Origin of the sequence: Novosphingobium sp., from assembly GCF_036820275.1 — a bacterium.
Classification (GTDB): Bacteria; Pseudomonadota; Alphaproteobacteria; order Sphingomonadales; family Sphingomonadaceae; genus Novosphingobium.
Genome location: NZ_DAISLT010000002.1, coordinates 27,696 through 43,703, shown reverse-complemented (window position 1 = coordinate 43,703; position 16,008 = coordinate 27,696). Strand labels below are relative to the sequence as shown.

The window sequence follows — 16,008 nt, the reverse complement described above, 5'->3', positions numbered from 1 at the left end:
TCCTCAGTAGAAATCGGGGTTGAGGTTGACGTCGCGCGTCGTGATCCGGCCGAACATCACCTTGTAGGCCCAGGCCGTGTAGAAAAGCACGATCGGCAGCAGGATCAGCGTCACCAGCAGCATGACGAACAGGGTCGTGTGGCTGGACGAGGCATTCCACACGAGCAGGCTGGAACGCGCGTCGATCGAACTGGGCAGGATGAAGGGGAACATCGACAGGCCGACCGAGGCGATGATGCCGAGGTTCGCCATGGAGGAACCCGCGAAGACCAGCGTGTCCTTGCGTCCGCGGATGCCCATGAGCGCCACCAGCGGTCCGGCTAGGCCCAGCACCGGGGCGAAGATCATCCAGGGATGCGCGCCGTAGTTGGCAAGCCATGCTCCCGCCGCGTGGGCGGCCTCGGCCATGCGCGGGTTCGAGGGACCGAGCGGATCGACCGCGCCGACCAGACGGTAGCCGATATCGCCCATCGCCAGCCACACGCCGCCCAAAGCGTAGAGCACGAAGGCGACAAGCGCGGCGATCTGTCCGTAGCGCTGGGCGCGGTCGCGCACCGGGCCGTCCTCCAGCTTGAGCGTCAACCAACCCGCGCCGTGGAGGACCAGCATCGCCACCGAGACGAGACCGGCCAGCAAGGCGAAGGGGCTGAACAGGCCGAGCAGCGTACCTTCGTAGAAGCTGCGCATGTCGGTATCGAGCCGGAAGGGCACGCCCTGGAGGACATTGCCGACCGCCACGCCGAAGACCAGCGCCGGGACGAAGCCGCCGACGAAGAGCGCCCAGTCCCAACGCGCGCGCCAGGCGGGATCGGGACGCTTGGACCGGTACTTGAACCCTACGGGACGCAGGATGAAAGCGGCCAGCACCAGGAACATCGCAAGGTAGAAGCCCGAGAAGCTCACCGCATAGACGTAGGGCCAGGCCGCGAAGATCGCCCCGCCGCCGAGGATGAACCAGACCTGGTTGCCTTCCCAGGTCGGGCCGATGGCGTTGATGACCATGCGGCGCTCGGCATCGGTACGTCCCACGAAGGGCAGGAGCGCGGCCGAGCCGAGGTCGAAGCCGTCGGTCAGGGCGAAGCCGATGAGCAGGACGCCCATCAGCGTCCACCAGATCAGCCGCATCGTTTCGTAGTCGAAGGGTATGGACATTGTGGCCTCCGTCTTACTCGGCCGGGATGGCGGTGAAGGTGGCAGCAGGCGCGCGCTCGGAAGCGGGCTCGCCTTCATAGGGTTCGTAAGGCTCCGGCCCGTGACGGATGGTCTGCAGCATGAGCTTCACTTCGATCACCGCCAGGACGCTATAGAGCGCGGTGAAGCCGAAGATCGTCGCCCAGATCTGGGTGGTCGTCAGGCTCGATGCGCCGAGGAAGGTCGGCAGCACGCCGTCCACCGCCCAGGGCTGGCGGCCGAACTCGGCCACGGCCCAGCCCACTTCGATCGCGATCCACGGCGCCGGCATCACGATGAGGGCGGTGCGCAGGAACCACTTGCGGTCGAACCGGCGGCGGACCGAGAAAGCGAAGGCGGTCGCGAAGAACACGATCAGGAAGAAGCCCAGCCCCGCCATGATGCGGAACATGAAGAACAGCGCCGGGACGTTGGGCACGGTGCTCCAGGCGGCCTTGGCGATCGTCGCATCGTCTGCCTGACGCGGATCGGCCACGAAGCGCTTGAGCAACAGGGCATAGCCGAGGTCGCTCTTGTGACGTTCCCAGGCCTCACGCGCGGCCAGGTCGCCCCGGTTGACCTTGAGCTTTTCCACCGCGTCATAGGCGATCACGCCCTGACGGATGCGGTAGTCGGCCCGCTCCACCAGCGGCACGATACCGGCCACTTCGCCCGAAAGGCTGCGGGTGGCGATCAGGCCCAGCACATAGGGCACCTTGATCTCGTAAGCCGTCTCGCGCGCGGAGTTGGAGGGGATGCCGAAGAGCGTCAGCCCGGCGGGCGCCTTCTCGGTTTCCCACATGCCTTCCATCGCGGCCAGCTTCATCTGCTGGTTGTCGGTGAGGGCATAGCCGCTCTCGTCACCCAGCACGACGACCGAGAGCGAGGAGGCAAGGCCGAAAGCCGCTGCCACAGTGAAGCTGCGCTTGGCCAGTTCGATATGGCGGCCGCGCAGCAGGTAGTAGCAGGACACGCCCAGCACGAAGACGCTGGCGCAGACATAGCCCGCGCTGACGGTGTGGACGAACTTGGCCTGCGCCACCGGGTTGAAGAGCACGTCCTTGAAGTTGGACACTTCCATGCGCATCGTCTCGGGATTGAAGACAGCGCCCGTGGGGTGCTGCATCCAGCCGTTGGCGATGAGAATCCACAGCGCCGACAGGTTCGAGCCGACCGCGACCATGATCGTCGTCAGCAAGTGGCCGCGCTTGGAAAGGCGGTCCCAGCCGAAGAACATCAGGCCCACGAAAGTGGCCTCGAGGAAGAAGGCCATCAGGCCCTCGATCGCCAGCGGAGCGCCGAAGATGTCTCCCACGTAGTGCGAGTAATAGGCCCAGTTGGTCCCGAACTCGAACTCCATGGTGAGACCGGTGGCCACGCCGAGCACGAAATTGATTCCGAAGAGCTTGCCCCAGAACCGGGTCACGTCCCGCCAGATGGGACGGTCGGTTATGACATAAACACTTTCCGTAATTACAAGAATGAAGGAAAGGCCCAATGTCAGGGGAACGAAGAGAAAATGGTACAGCGCCGTCAAGGCGAACTGCAGCCGCGATAGTTCCACCACTGCCATGTCGATCATGTCGAATCCCGCTGTTTTTAGCGGCTTGAGGCGGGAAGAAAGCGATTGCCCCAAGCTGGTTGGTTTCGTAGGGTCGCGTTAGGCTTCGATCGGAAAGCTGTCAAACTTTACTTACATGGTTTACTTAATTTGATCTATGTCAAATTTGCTCGGGTTCTGATCCCCAGTGCCTGGCTCATCGATATTGCCGGTGCGGCGCTCTTTGCGTGGGGGGTGGCAACCGGCGTAGGCGCCGTGGCGGACGGTGGGCCGCCTGCCTTTCCTGCTGCATGGATACTATGCGGCGTAGTGCTGCGCGCGCTGGCGTCCTGCACGGTGGACCGGATCGCCGTGGGGGGCGCGCAGGCGGCAAGCCGCACCCGCCGGGGCCATCTCTGGCAAAGACTTCTCGGCGGACGGCTGGCGAGACTGGTCTCCTCAGGCGAAAGCGCAAATCTTGCCCTGGACCATAACACGGCAATCGAGAATCGCGACGTCCGGTTTTCTCCCATCCGAATCAACGCCGTGATCGGCCCGCTGGTGGTGGCTGCGATCGTCGCTCCGGCCAGCTGGGTGGCAGCGGCGATCATGCTGGGGACGCTGGTGCCCTTCACCCTCGGAATGATCCTGGCCGGAACCGCATCCCGCCGCGCCGCCGAGCGCCAGCTGGCCGCGCTGGGCGCCTTGTCGGGCCTCTTCGTCGACCGCGTGACCCATCTGCCGCTGATCCGCCACTTCGGCGCCGAGAGACGCATCGGCCGCCAGGTCCGCACCGCCACTGGCGAAGTGGCCCGCCGCACGGTCTCGGTCCTGCGCACCGCCTTCCTGTCCAACGCGGTGCTGGAGTTCTTCTCCGCCCTCTCGATCGCGCTGGTCGCCGTCTACTGCGGCTTCTCGCTGCTCGGCCTGCTGCCGTTCCCGGCGCCGGAGAAGCTCACTCTGGTTCCCGCCTTCTTCGTGCTGGCAATGGCCCCGGAATTCTACTTGCCGATGCGCCGCCTCGCCGCCGCCTATCACGAGAAGCAGCTTGGCGAAGCTGCGGAGAAGGCCCTGGCCCCCTTCGAAGAAGCGCCGACACCGCTCAAGACCCAAAAGGCCGCGCCCTTCGACGGTCTCCATGTCGATCACCTTGCCCTTGCCTTCCCCGGCCTTTCGGTAGGCCCGCTCCATTTCGAGCTGGAACCGGCGGACCTCGTAGCCCTGTCCGGCCCGACCGGCAGCGGCAAGACGAGCACGCTGGCCGCCATCGCCGGGCAACTCGTGCCGACACTGGGCCACATTGCCATGCGCTCCGGCCTGCCGCTCTTGCCCGAAGCCGTGGCCTGGGCCGCGCAGCGCCCGCTGCTGGTGACCGGCACCCTCGGCCACAACCTCGCGCTCGCCGCACCGCAAGCCACCGAGGCCGAAGTGCTCGCGGTCGCGGAAAAGGTAGGTCTCGGTGAGGTGCTGGCACGGCGCGGCGGCCTTGCCATGCCTGTCGACCATGCCGGATCCGGCCTTTCGGGGGGCGAGCGGCGCCGGATAGGTCTCGCCCGCGCGATCCTCTCCGCGCGACCGCTGATCCTCTGCGACGAGCCGACCGCCGACCTCGACGCGGCTTCCGCCGCCATGATCGTCGCCCTACTCCGGGAACTCTCGGCCGAACGCTGTATCCTCGTCGCCACCCACGACGCCGCCCTGATCCGTGCCGCCCGCCGGGAGATCAAGCTGTGAATTCCCCCAAGCGGCCCCAACTTCTCACAATCGCCGGCCTCGCCCGCCGCCGCCTGTTCTTCGCCAGCCTCTGCGCGGGCCTTGCCGCCGTGGCCGCGATCGGGCTGCTGGCCCTCTCCGGCTGGTTCCTGACCGCCGCCGCGCTTGCCGGTTCCGCCGGTGTCGCCACCGCCATGGCCTTCAACTACCTGATCCCCAGCGCGGCGATCCGCCTGCTGGCGATCGTGCGCACCCTCTCGCGCTACGGCGAGCGCCTGCTCTCCCACAAAGTCGCGCTGGAGGGCATGGCCGACTTGCGCGGGACGCTGTTCGACAAGCTCGCCGCGCAGGACAGCCGCCACGCCCCCGACACTTCGCCTGGCGAAGCCAGCACCCGGCTGATCGACGACGTGGAAGCGCTGGAGGATCTGGTGATCCGCCAACCCGCGCGCCACGCGGCGATCGTCTCGGCCGTGGTCAGCCTGGCGCTCGTCGCCTTCGGCGGCTGGGCGGCGCTGCTGTTCCTTGCGGTGATGATGGTCGGTCTGCCTGTCCTGTTCCGCCGCCTCTCCGAACGCCTGACCCGCGCCCCCGCCGAAGCCGCCGCCAGCGCCCTCGGAGACTTGCGCATCCGCTATATCGAACTCGCCGGTTCTCGCGCGGAGATAGCCACCTATGGCTTGGCCGACCGGGCACTCGCCGAACTCGAACCGATCGCCGAACGGCTCGACAAGGCCCGTGCCGGGCTGTTCCGCGCCGAGGCCCTGCAAGGTGCGCTGCTCTCGATCTACGGCGGCGTGGCCGTGGCCGGTGTCCTGCTGCTGGCCCGCGAATCGGCGCCGATGGTGGCGCTGGCCATGCTGGCGACCGCTTCGGCGGTGGAGGCAATGGGCGGACTGTCGCGCAGTCTGCTGCGCCGCGCCTCGCTCGAAGCGGGATTGCGGCGAATCGCCACGCTCAATGCCCTCGATGCCGAGCTTCAGGAACCTGTCGCCGCCGCAGCGGCCCCGCTCACGCTAGGCGCGCGGCAGTTCCAGCCCGGTGCGCGGCTGGCTATCACCGGCGCGTCAGGCTCGGGCAAGACGCGCGTGCTGCTGGCGCTTGCCGGAATGCAACAGCCGCTCGCGGCGCTCGGCGTCGATCACGAACCGCTCGATGCTCTTCCCGCCTGGCGCCTGAACAGCCAGTTCGCGCTGTCGCCGCAGGACGCGCCGATGCTGATCGGCACCGTGGCCGACAACTTGCGCCTCGCCCGTTCCGGCGTGACCGAAGCGGAAATGTGGGCCGCGCTGGAGGTCGCCCAACTCGACCGACGCATTCGCCGCAGCGAACAGGGCCTCGATACCCCGGTCAGCGAGGGCGGCGGGATTCTCTCGGGCGGTGAGCGCAAGCGACTGTCGCTGGCCCGCGCATTGCTGAGCGGACGCCCCTGGCTGCTGCTGGACGAACCCAGCGAAGGCCTGGATGCCGCCACCGAAGCCGAACTGGTCGAGAGCCTGCGCGGCTGGCTGGAACGAACCGGCAGCGGCCTCGTGCTGGTCTCGCACCGCAAGGCGCCCCTGGCGCTCTGCGAGGAAGCGGTGGAAGTCTCCGAGCTGCTCTAAGACTTCAGCGAAACACGCGGGCGAAGCGCGCTGCACCGCCCTGCGGCGCAGCGCCTTGCGATGGCGCGGAGGGCGGTGCAGCGCCCCCCACCCCACCGCCAAGTGCCGTCAGGGTCTGGGCAATCTCGGCCATGCGCGCGCCGTCGACCTGGTAGAACACCTGCTTGCCGTTGCGCTGCGACAGCACCAGTTCCGCCTTGCGCAGGACCGAAAGCTGCTGGGACAGGCCCGGTTGGCCGATGCCCGTGGCTTCCTCGATCTCCCCGACCGCAAGTGGGCGCTCCCGAACCGCGTGGAGAATCTGCAAGCGCACCGGATGGCCCAGCGCCCTCAACAACTCGGCCGTCGCTTCGAATTCAGCGGTAAGGTGGGATTGCGGCATATCAGGCCTGCTCCCCATCCGCAGCGCCGAGCGGGGCATGGAACCACCCGGCCGGATCGCCACTTGCCAGCGCCGCCTCGGCGGTCTCGCCCGGTTGGCGGAGCAGCGGCGCGCCGGGCTGCCAGTCTGCCGGAGCCAGTCCCGAGCCATCCCGCACCTCGCGCAGGGCGGTCAGGATGCGCAGCAATTCCGGGATCGAGCGGCCCACGGTCAGGGGATAGCTGTTGGTCGCCTGGATCACCCCGTCGGGATCGATGAAATAGGTCATCCGCACGGTCGCGCTGTCATGCGCGTCGCTGCCGACCATGCCGTAGGCCCGCGCGATCTCCATCGTCGGGTCCTCGATGATGGGGAACGGCACGGTGACGCCGATGCTGTCGCGAATCAGGCGTATCCACGCGAGGTGGGAATAGAGACTGTCCACCGAGAGCCCCACGAGCCGGCACCCCAGCGCCGCGAAATCACCGGCGGCACGGGCGAGCGCCACCACCTCGCTGGTGCAGACGGGCGTGAAGTCCGCCGGATGGGAGAACAGGATCAGCCATTCTCCGCGATAGTCGTCGAGGTCGAACGGTCCCTGCGTGCTGCGCGCCAGGAACCGCGGCACCACATCGCCAATCCGCAAGGGCTGCAAGGCCGCCGCGCTTCCGTTTTCACCCTGGTCGGTCGTCATGAGGGGGACAGTTACAAGATTATGCCGATGCGTAAACTCTCGCAGCCTTCATTGTCCGCATGCGGAGGCCATTGCGCGCAGTTCGGCATCGACCAGACCTCGATTGCGCAAGGCGCAGACCGCTCCGGCGTGGTCGGTCATCACCGCATAGGGCAATCCCACCCCTTTTCCCGCCGTCGTGCGGCGCAGCAGGTCCCACCCTTCCCGCTCAGATCCGGCCAGCTTCTGCCGGGCCGAAAAGCGACGCGTCAATTCCAGGCCGCGCGCACTCTCGTCCAGCGAGACGATAAGCAGACGGCGCGGCCGGGCAGCCTGCTCCAGTTCCTCGAAGCGCGCGAGTTCCGCCAGGCAAGGCGCGCACCAGGCAGCAACGAAGAGCAGAACGGTATCCGCCGGAGGACCAAGCCGCGCCTGCTCCTGGGCCTGTGCAGCCGAAGAAAAACCGATCGACAATATTGCAAACGCTATCAGTGCTTTAATTTGCAACATCGGGCGCGATAGTACAGTGCGCGGATCGGTGCGTTCACGGGGGGTCTTCATGTTCGGTATTATTGCGCAATCTCTGCTGCTGGCAACTGCTCCGGCGGCTACGTCAGAGGCTTCGGCGCCCCCTGCCGCAAAACCGGCCACGCTTCAGCAGCAGTTCGACGCCGCCAGCGAGGCCGCGTCGACCGGTCGGTGCAGCGAAGCCGTCGCCGCTTTCGAAACGATCGAACGTAATCCCGCCGCCCTGAAATCGCCGATCGTCCGGGGCGCGATCGGTGTTCGCAAGGGCGGATGCCTCGTCCGGATGCTGCGCAGCGAAGAAGGCGAAGCGGCGATCCAGGCGGGCCTCCCCGCCGTCGCCGCCGCCGGAGAAGGCTTTGCCGGAGATGTCCTGGCCGCCCACCTCAATCTGGGGGCCGCCGCCCGCCAACAGCTGGATTACGAGCGCGCCGCCCACGAGTTTCGTCTGGCTCTGGCCTCGGCCGGAAAGGATGGACGATTCCAGCCGCTGCTGGGGCTTGCCCAAGTCTCTGTGTTCGATCCCGGACCGGAGCCTCTCGCCTATATCGACGAGGCTACGCGCATCGCCGAGGAAACGCCTTCTCTCGACAAGGATTTCCGCGCCCAGCTGCTGACGCTCAAGTCCCGCATCCTGCTGAATCGCGGCGACAAGGAAGCGGGCTATGCGCTTCTCAAGAACGCCCTGAAGCTTCAGGGCGGCCTCACGTTGAAAGTATCGCTCACCGACATCGCGACGCGCTCGGACCTCGCGATCGCGGCGATGCTCCTCAATCGCCGCGACGATGCCCGCAACTACCTCGCCTATACCGGCGCGGGGCGGATGGATCAGGCGCCGTTTTCGCGGGCGGAGAACATGGACGTTCCGCTCTGCGGCGCAACCAGCGGCCTGACGCCGACGGACTTTGCCGTCGTCGAATTCAGCATCGGCGACGACGGCTCGGCCTTCGGGGTCCAGCCGATCTATTCCACCGGTGGACGCGATGTGGCCCTGGCCTTCGCCCGCGCTGCCATGCGCTGGTCGTGGACGCCCGCCAAAGTCCAGGAAATCAAGCCCTTCCTGCGCAATGTCATGCGCGTCGAGATGCGTTGCACCGTCGCGGCGGGCCGCCCCGAAATCGACTCGCCGCTGACCGCGCGGTTTCAGGCCTGGGCCACGCCGCTCGTGAGCGACACGCTCAAGGCCCGCACCGAAGGCGAAGCCGCGGTTCAGGCCGAGGCCTTGCTGGCCCTATCGCGCAAGGACAAGAAGGACGAGGCGACCGTCGCCTTGCTCGGCATTCTGGCCATGAGCCCGGTCGTCGGCACCGTTCAGGGGAAAACCTACCTCGACGAAGCCCTCGCCCTGGCAGAAAGCCGGAAAATGCCGTTGGAGGTCACGAACTGGCTGCGCTTCCAGTCCGTCACCAGCCGTAACGAACGCCGCCCCGCGCAAGTCCGCACCGCCCTTCGCGAACTGCTGCCCGTGGTCACGGCCACCGGGGACGCGCTGGCCATCGATACCGTGCGCCTCAAGATCGCCTCGCCCGGCTACCGGCTCGGCGTTCCGGTCGACGGTCCGCCGCTGCGCGAAGCGGTGATTGCCGATCCGGCGCTTCCGGCGGATCATCCGCTCAAGATCAACGCCCTCCTGCAAAGCGCGACCTGGGCCGCGCAGAACAAGGATTTCGCGCGGGCGCAGGAAATATTCGAGCAGACCGGCCTCAGCAGCGAGCAATGCGCCATCATCGGCGCAGTACCTGCCATGAAGCGCAACGGGGCGAGTTCAGGCGACTATCCGATGGAAGCGGCACGCATGGGCTTCGAAGGCTGGGCCCGCGTCGAGTTCGACGTCGATGCATCGGGGCGTACCCGCCAGCAGCGCGCCCTGATCGCGTATCCGCCCTTCGTATTCTCCGATGCGGCTTCGACCATGGCCAAGGATTTCGTTTACGAGAGCAGCTATCGTCCCGGCGGCGAGACCGCCTGCTCCGCCGCTTCCCAGAACATCGCCTTCCGCATGAACTGATCCCGCCTTTCCCCGACGCAAATACCCAAATGCGCCAGCCATCAGGGTAATTGCCCTGCCCCGGCCTTCGTCGCAAACAGCGGGTATGGAGTATACCGGACTGGCAAAGCCGCCTGACGGCGCGCTCGTGCATCCCAGCCGGGAGCACCATCTGGACGCCGTGCGCGCCGTGCTGATGCTGCTGGGCATTCCCTTTCACGCTACCCATCCGTTCCGGGACGACGGCCAGACCTGGATGGTGATGTCTGCGGATCACTCGCTGGCGCTAACCCATGTCATGGAATTCCTGCACCTGTTCCGCATGCAGGGATTCTTCCTGATCGCCGGATACTTCACGGCGATGCTGCTCCTGAAGCGGAGCGTGGGCGCCTACCTGGAAAGCCGCCTGACCCGGCTGGTCCCGCCGCTGGTGGTGGGCCTGCTGGCGATCGTGCCGCTGATGAACCTCGCCGCCGACCTGCACAACGCGTCCGGCACGCGTGCAGGGCTTGGTCTGTGGGTCGACCAAAGCCTGACCTTGGGGCGGGAGACGACCGGCCACTTGTGGTTCGTGATCGTGCTCATCTATTTCAGCGCCGTCGCGGCGCTGGTCTGCCTCTCGCCGAAAGTACGGACATTCCGCCTGAACCTGTCGGACCGCGCCGCCTCCCGCCTGTTCCTTCCGGCCATGCTGGCCATCGGCCTCGGCATCGGCGTCTATGAAGTCGCCCTGCTGAAGGTGAACCCGCTGCTTCCGGAACTGCTCAAGAATCCTGTCTCGCTCGGCTTCGCGCTCGAATACGCGCCCTATTTCGCGATAGGTGCGCTGCTCAACCGGGTCCCGGCCATGAACCGCCGGTTCAACCGGTTCTCCTGGCTGGTGGCGCTCGTCGCGATCGGCCTCGCGCTGGTGACGGTGGGCGCCGGGGAACTGCCGAAATATACCCGCCCGGTCCTCAAGGCCGTGGCCGCCGTCGGCCTGACGCAGAGCATCGTTTCCGCCGCAGGCACGCTGTTCAAGACGGAATCGCGACGGGTCCGCGAACTGGTGGAAGCGTCCTTCGTCATCTACCTGCTCCACCTGCCGATCATCGTGGCGACCTTCGGCCTCGTGGAGGCGATCCCCGCGCCCTACTTCGTGCGCTACCTCGTGATGATCGCGGTCGCCTTCACGCTATCGTTCCTGGGATGGCTGATCGTGAAGCGCAGCGCCTGGCTGCTGTTCCTCATGAGCGGCGTGCGGACCAGGCTCCGCCCCGGATAAGACGATGCCCCGGCGAAGGCCTTCCTTCGCCGGGGCATCGCTTCGGACCGGCAGGCTTACGCGCCAGACTTACCCACTGACACTGCTGCCAAGGTTCACACCGAGATTCGCGGAACCGCTTGCCCCGTTCCGCGAGGCCGAACCACTGCCCGAACCCGTCGCACCGGCACTGTGCCCGCCCGCGCTCTCACTACCCGACCCGTTGCCCGAGGCATCCACCGAGCCGGTGGAAAGACCGGTCGCTGTGTCGCGCGCCTTGTCGCCCAATCCCTGCGCCTTTTCGGCAGCGGCAGTGCGGGCGGCCTGAGCGCCGTCGCTTGCTTTGCCCGCCAAACCCGAAGCCGCGCCTGTCGCACCGGCAAGATCGGCCGCGCCGGTCAGGTTGCCCGAGCCGGTCGCCGAGCCACCATTGCCCGATCCGGACAGCGCACCGGTTCCCGAGCCCGCCGCCGAAGCACTGCCCGCCGCGCCAGACAGCGCCGAACGGGTCGAATCGACCAGCCCACCGGCTCGCGAACCCGCTCCGCCCGCCGCTGCCGTAACACCCGAGGCGTCCGGAGCCTGTCCTTGCGGCGTCTTCACCCCCTTGCTGGCCCGTCCGCTGCCACCGGCCCGCGAGGAAACGCTCCGGCTTGCCCGCGAGGCGCTGATATCGCCCGCGCCGCTGCCCATACCGTCGATCGAGCTGCCGATGCCACCGAGCGTCCCGCCCAAAGAGCCTCCGAGCGAGCCGCCCAGCGAACCACCAAGGCCGCCCCCACCGAGAAGCTGGGCATGGGCCGCAGGGGAAGCCGCGACGAAGGCGAGCGTGGCGATGGCGGTCCCGAGAGTGAGCTTGTTCATGATTCTGCTCCTTCCTTGTTCTCCACACCCGTTCGGTGTGTCTGCTGGAAGGAACGGATGGCCCTCGTGCTTTCATCCGCGCGAGCCGCGAACTTTTTCGGCGGTCCCGTTCAGAGCCCGCTGCGGCAGACGCTGCAAAGCACCCCGCGTCCGGTCCGGCGGGTGCCCTTGATCGCTTCGGAATCCACGGCTTTCAGCACTTTCGCACCGCTTCCCAACCGGGTGTGCCAAGCGGCGATCCGCGCGGCGGCAAGCGGCGCCGCATAAGACGTCCCCCGTAGCGAAACCCGCCCGCGTCCGGGAACCCGCGCCGAGATGTCCGCCCCCGGCGCGGCATAGTCGAGATGTGCCGCCTGCCCTGCCTCGATCAGCACCCGCCCGGCGCGGTCCACGCCCGTCACCGCCACCACACCGGGATAGGATGCCGGAAAGGCGGGTGGCGCCGCTGCCCCGTCGTTGCCGACCGCCGCGACGATCACCATGCCCTTGCCCTGCGCGCCCGCCACCGCGCGCGCGAGCAGCGGATTGGAGGGGCCGACCAGACTGATCGAGACCACCGACACTCCCTGCCCCTGCATCCAGCCCAGCGCCCTCGCGATCGCCAATGCGCTGCCCCCTGCCGGATCGGAACCGTAGACATCCGCGCCGTAGATCTTCGCCGTTCCCGCTCCTGCCAGCAGCGAGGCAATCGCACCGGCATGATCGCTGGCCTTCGGCGCACCCGATGCAAAGCCGCGCTGCGCCGCGAGCCGGGAGGAACCCGCGATCCCGCCATCGATGACGCCGACGGTGCCACCATGGGGCAAAGTCTCCGGCTTGCCTGCGCCGCCCGGCTGCGACGCCGCACCCGAGGGGAAATGAAGCTGATCGGCGGAAATCTCGCGCCCGGGGAGCGCCTTTTGCAACTCCTTCACCGCTTGCGCGAGCGGCACGCCCTCCGGCGTACCGAGCCGAGCATAGGCGAGGCCCAGCGCCTCGATCTCGGCCTGCTCCAGAACCGTGTAGCCCTTGCCCCGCGCGGTCTCCAGCGCGGCAGGATCCGGGCTCACCAGGAGCACTTCCCCGCGCACCGCAGGTTGATGGTCATCGTCCCATTCGACCCGGTCGGCATGGCCGGAGACGAAACCGCCAATCCGCCGGAGCCGCTCGCGCGCCATCGAGCGGGCATCGTGCACCGCCTCGCCCAGCGGATCGGTGACTTGCGACGCCGTATCCCGCACGGTTTCGCCGAGCGTCCTGCCCGCTCGGCCGACCGTGCCCAGCGGATCGACCGGCAGAAGCTGCGCCCGCGAGGGTGCCGCAAACACTACCGCCGCAGCAGTGGCCAAGATCACGACCGTTCTCATCCGCTTGTCCATTCCGAAAAATCGTAGCACTCAGGGATGAAACGCCAAGGCTCATGCGTTTCATCCCGCAGGCAGGATATTCGATGAGCACAGACCGCTTTTTCCAGGAGCTGACCGCCCTGCTGCCGCGCCTGCGGCGGTTCGCGCGCGGCCTCGCTCGCGATGTGGCCGATGCCGACGACTTGTGCCAGCAGACTGTCGAGCGCGCGCTCAAGTCCCGTCGGCAATGGCAGGACGGGACGCGCCTCGACGCATGGGTTTACAGGATCATGAGAAACCAATGGATCGACGAGACACGGGCAAGGAAGCGGCGTGCGCAGACTTTCGTTCATGAGGAGGAAGGCTCCGGCATAGGCACGCCCGGCGACCGCGATGCCGAAAACCTGGTCGAACTCGGCAATGTCGGCCGCGCGCTGGCACGGCTCCCCGAAGAACAGCGCGAAGCGGTGATGCTCGTGCTCGTCGAGGGCTTTGCCTACAAGGAAGCTGCCGAGATCATCGGCATTCCGCAGGGCACCCTGACCTCGCGCCTCGGCCGGGGCCGCGAGGCGCTGCTGCGCGAACTGGGAGAAGCCGCGTGACCGTGACCGACGAAGAACTCGCGGCTTATGCAGACGGCGAACTCGCCGAGACCGAGGCCGCGCGCGTAGCCGCCGCCGTCGCGGCCGATCCCGCCCTCGCCGGGAAGCTCGCAGCGCAGCGGCGCCTGCGCGCCCTGCTCCGCGGGACTTTCGATCCGGTCGCGGCCGAACCTGTCCCGGAAGACCTGACCCTGCTGATCGCGGCTGCCGCCGCGCAGGACGCGGAAGAGGATATGACCGATGCCCGTCCGCCCTCCGGACGGCCTGGCGGGAAGTCGCAGGTCGTCGATCTCGCCGAGGTTCGCCGCCAGCGAAAGGCCGAAGCACCGGTGCAGCGCGGCCGACCGCGGCACTTGCAGCGCTGGAGCATCGGCCTTGCCGTGGCTGCCACGCTGGTGCTCGGCCTCATGATCGGCACGAAGCTGGAACGCGGCAACGTGGCAGAACGGGACGGCACCCTGCTGGCCACCGGCGACCTCGCCCGGGGGCTGGAAACCCGACTCGCTTCCGCATCTGGCGAAGACTTGCGCATCCTCGCCAGCTTCCGCCGCCGGGACGGCGACTATTGCCGGGTCTACGCCGCCACGGCCTCCGCCGGAATAGCCTGCAAGGATTCGGGCCGCTGGGTGCTCGAACATGTCGTTGCAGGATCCGGCAAGACGGGGGCGGACTACCGCCAGGCCGGTTCCGGCCAGGCCGATCTGATGGCGACGGCGCAGGACATGGCCGCGGGCGATCCGCTCGATGCCGCACAGGAACGCGAAGCCGCAGCCGGGGGATGGCAGAAGTAGGCATAGGGCAGACACCGGATGACAGTCCCGGTCGTCCCCGCTATGAGCGCGCTTCCGCCCGCTGAACGATGGTCGAACGGTGCTGGGCTCATGAATCCGGGTTGCACGGCAGAACAGTGACTATCGACGGAATGACATTCGCGGCGCTGCCGATCGGCGCCATCCTGCTCGAAGGACTCGTGCGTCCGCGGCGAGACAATTTCCCGCTTTCCATCGGACGGAGCTTACCCGGCACTTGGCTATTGCTGTGGATGGCGATGGCCTTGGCGGGTCTCTTCCTTCTGGTCTGCGGCAACGTCCCCGTTTCCGTCTGCCTCTCGCTCGGCGTGCTCGCCTTGCTGGCGGTGGCGTCCAATGCCAAGCATGCCATGCTCGGCGAACCGCTGCTCTTTTCCGATCTCGCGCTGATCGGGGCGATATTCCGCCATCCGCAGTTCTATCTTTCCGCGGTCGCGGTCTGGCAGCGCACCGTGGCCGGGATCATTGCGCTCCTCCTTCTGGCGCTTCTCGCCCGGCTGTTCGTCCCGGCTTTTCAGCCGCACCTGATCGGATTGGGCACTTTGACCGCGAGCCTCGCGATTCTCGGGCTCTCCCTGAAGACCGCCCCCATCCGCCGACTGGCAAGAGTGCCGGCGGCCCACGCCGACGTGCAACGCCATGGCCTGCTGCCGACGCTGCTGCTTTACTGGCTGCGCTGGCGCGAAAGCGAAGCCCCGGCGACTTGCGCGACGCCGCTTCGAACCCCGATCGCACCGGCGCCGGAACTCGTCGTCATCATCCAGTGCGAGAGTTTCGCCGATCCGGTCGAACTCTTCTCGGACCCGGACCTGGCCCTGCCCGGCCTTGCCGCCGCGCGGAAGCACGCCTGGCAGTCCGGGCGGCTCCAGGTCAGCGGTTTCGGCGCCTATACGATGCGCACGGAATACGGGGTCCTGTTCGGCCTTGACGAGGAAGAGCTCGGGTTTCGGCGCTACGACCCGTTCCTGACGGCTCTGGACGACATTTCCCATGCCCTGCCTGCGCGCCTGAAACCGGCCGGTTGGCGCAGCCTGTTTGCGCATCCGCATGACATGCGCTTCTACGGCCGGGACCGGATCATGCCCGCGGCCGGTTTCGCCCACCTCGTCGGCGAGGATCGCTTCGAGCCTCCCGCACCCGGCGAGGGCCGCTATGTCACCGATGCGGCCATGACCGACGAGATCGTCTCGCTCGCGGCGGAAGCGACCGGACCGACCATGATCTATGCGGTCACGATCGAGAACCACGGTCCCTGGGCGCCCGACGAGCATTCCAGCGGCGACCTCAAGCAAAGCTATCTCCGGCTCGCGCGCAACAGCGATGCGATGCTGTCCTCCCTTGTCGAGCGACTGGGCGCGCTCGAACGCCCTGCCCTGCTCGTGTTCTTCGGCGATCATCGTCCCAGCATTCCGGGCGCGACAGCCCCCGGTGGAGACCGGCACACCCCCTACGTGATGATTCGCCTCGACACCTCCGGCGCGATCGTCCGCGGCGAGGATCGACATGCGGACCTGACCCCGGCGGGCCTGCATCATGCCATCCTCGGCGCGACCCTCGGCGATGTCGCGCCCGGGCAGAGTCCCTGCTGACGG

14 protein-coding genes are annotated in these 16,008 nt (G+C 67.4%); 7 read left to right on the top strand and 7 right to left on the bottom strand.

Features of this window, described 5'->3' with window-relative positions; all coding sequences use genetic code 11:
• Positions 1 to 3 precede the first annotated feature (3 nt).
• Together cydB and V7066_RS01525 are read right to left on the bottom strand one after the other, a co-directional pair.
• Positions 4 to 1,152: a cytochrome d ubiquinol oxidase subunit II gene (gene cydB / locus V7066_RS01530; protein ID WP_334181494.1), complete on the bottom strand. Its 1,149-nt coding sequence runs from the start codon at positions 1,150 to 1,152 to the stop codon at positions 4 to 6.
• Between the two features lie 13 nt (positions 1,153 to 1,165).
• Positions 1,166 to 2,752 (bottom strand): cytochrome ubiquinol oxidase subunit I, encoded by a 1,587-nt coding sequence (locus tag V7066_RS01525; protein ID WP_442947288.1) that lies wholly within the window; start codon positions 2,750 to 2,752, stop codon positions 1,166 to 1,168.
• Positions 2,753 to 2,881: 129 nt separating this feature from the next.
• Here V7066_RS01525 and V7066_RS01520 point away from each other — a divergent pair, with 129 nt between their 5' ends.
• Positions 2,882 to 4,444, top strand: coding sequence for an ABC transporter ATP-binding protein/permease (locus tag V7066_RS01520; protein WP_334181493.1), 1,563 nt, complete (start codon positions 2,882 to 2,884; stop codon positions 4,442 to 4,444).
• A complete protein-coding gene (locus V7066_RS01515; RefSeq protein ID WP_334181492.1) occupies positions 4,441 to 6,027 on the top strand; it encodes an amino acid ABC transporter ATP-binding/permease protein in 1,587 nt (528 codons plus the stop codon). Before V7066_RS01520 ends, V7066_RS01515 begins: the two co-directional genes overlap by 4 nt.
• Positions 6,028 to 6,031: 4 nt before the next feature.
• Here the strand turns inward: V7066_RS01515 and V7066_RS01510 are convergent, their stop codons facing one another.
• Genes V7066_RS01510 through V7066_RS01500 form a run of 3 tightly spaced genes read right to left on the bottom strand, consistent with a single transcriptional unit; the run spans position 6,032 to position 7,535 of the window.
• Complete coding sequence (locus V7066_RS01510; protein ID WP_334181491.1) at positions 6,032 to 6,409, bottom strand: ArsR/SmtB family transcription factor; 378 nt, start codon at positions 6,407 to 6,409, stop codon at positions 6,032 to 6,034.
• Between the two features lies 1 nt (position 6,410).
• Positions 6,411 to 7,082 carry a peroxiredoxin gene (locus tag V7066_RS01505; protein WP_334181490.1) on the bottom strand — a complete coding sequence of 224 codons (672 nt, stop codon included), beginning with the start codon at positions 7,080 to 7,082 and terminating at the stop codon, positions 6,411 to 6,413.
• Between the two features lie 48 nt (positions 7,083 to 7,130).
• Positions 7,131 to 7,535, bottom strand: coding sequence for a hypothetical protein (locus tag V7066_RS01500; protein ID WP_334181489.1), 405 nt, complete (start codon positions 7,533 to 7,535; stop codon positions 7,131 to 7,133).
• A gap of 85 nt (positions 7,536 to 7,620) precedes the next feature.
• Here V7066_RS01500 and V7066_RS01495 point away from each other — a divergent pair, with 85 nt between their 5' ends.
• On the top strand, positions 7,621 to 9,594 hold the full coding sequence (locus V7066_RS01495) for an energy transducer TonB (protein WP_334181488.1): 1,974 nt from the start codon (positions 7,621 to 7,623) through the stop codon (positions 9,592 to 9,594).
• A gap of 85 nt (positions 9,595 to 9,679) precedes the next feature.
• On the top strand, positions 9,680 to 10,837 hold the full coding sequence (locus V7066_RS01490; protein ID WP_334181487.1) for an acyltransferase family protein: 1,158 nt from the start codon (positions 9,680 to 9,682) through the stop codon (positions 10,835 to 10,837).
• A 69-nt stretch (positions 10,838 to 10,906) separates the two neighbouring features.
• Here V7066_RS01490 and V7066_RS01485 read toward each other — a convergent pair whose 3' ends face one another.
• Both V7066_RS01485 and V7066_RS01480 read right to left on the bottom strand, forming a co-directional pair.
• Complete coding sequence (locus V7066_RS01485) at positions 10,907 to 11,680, bottom strand: hypothetical protein (protein WP_334181486.1); 774 nt, start codon at positions 11,678 to 11,680, stop codon at positions 10,907 to 10,909.
• Positions 11,681 to 11,790: 110 nt separating this feature from the next.
• Positions 11,791 to 13,014: a S8 family serine peptidase gene (locus V7066_RS01480; protein WP_334181485.1), complete on the bottom strand. Its 1,224-nt coding sequence runs from the start codon at positions 13,012 to 13,014 to the stop codon at positions 11,791 to 11,793.
• Positions 13,015 to 13,109: 95 nt separating this feature from the next.
• On the opposite strand from V7066_RS01480, the gene V7066_RS01475 reads away from it, so the two are divergent.
• From V7066_RS01475 to V7066_RS01465, 3 genes are all read left to right on the top strand, one after another.
• Positions 13,110 to 13,607 (top strand): sigma-70 family RNA polymerase sigma factor, encoded by a 498-nt coding sequence (locus V7066_RS01475; RefSeq protein ID WP_334181484.1) that lies wholly within the window; start codon positions 13,110 to 13,112, stop codon positions 13,605 to 13,607.
• A complete protein-coding gene (locus V7066_RS01470; protein WP_334181483.1) occupies positions 13,604 to 14,398 on the top strand; it encodes a transcriptional regulator in 795 nt (264 codons plus the stop codon). Before V7066_RS01475 ends, V7066_RS01470 begins: the two co-directional genes overlap by 4 nt.
• Positions 14,399 to 14,514: 116 nt before the next feature.
• On the top strand, positions 14,515 to 16,005 hold the full coding sequence (locus V7066_RS01465; protein WP_334181482.1) for an LTA synthase family protein: 1,491 nt from the start codon (positions 14,515 to 14,517) through the stop codon (positions 16,003 to 16,005).
• Positions 16,006 to 16,008 lie beyond the last annotated feature (3 nt).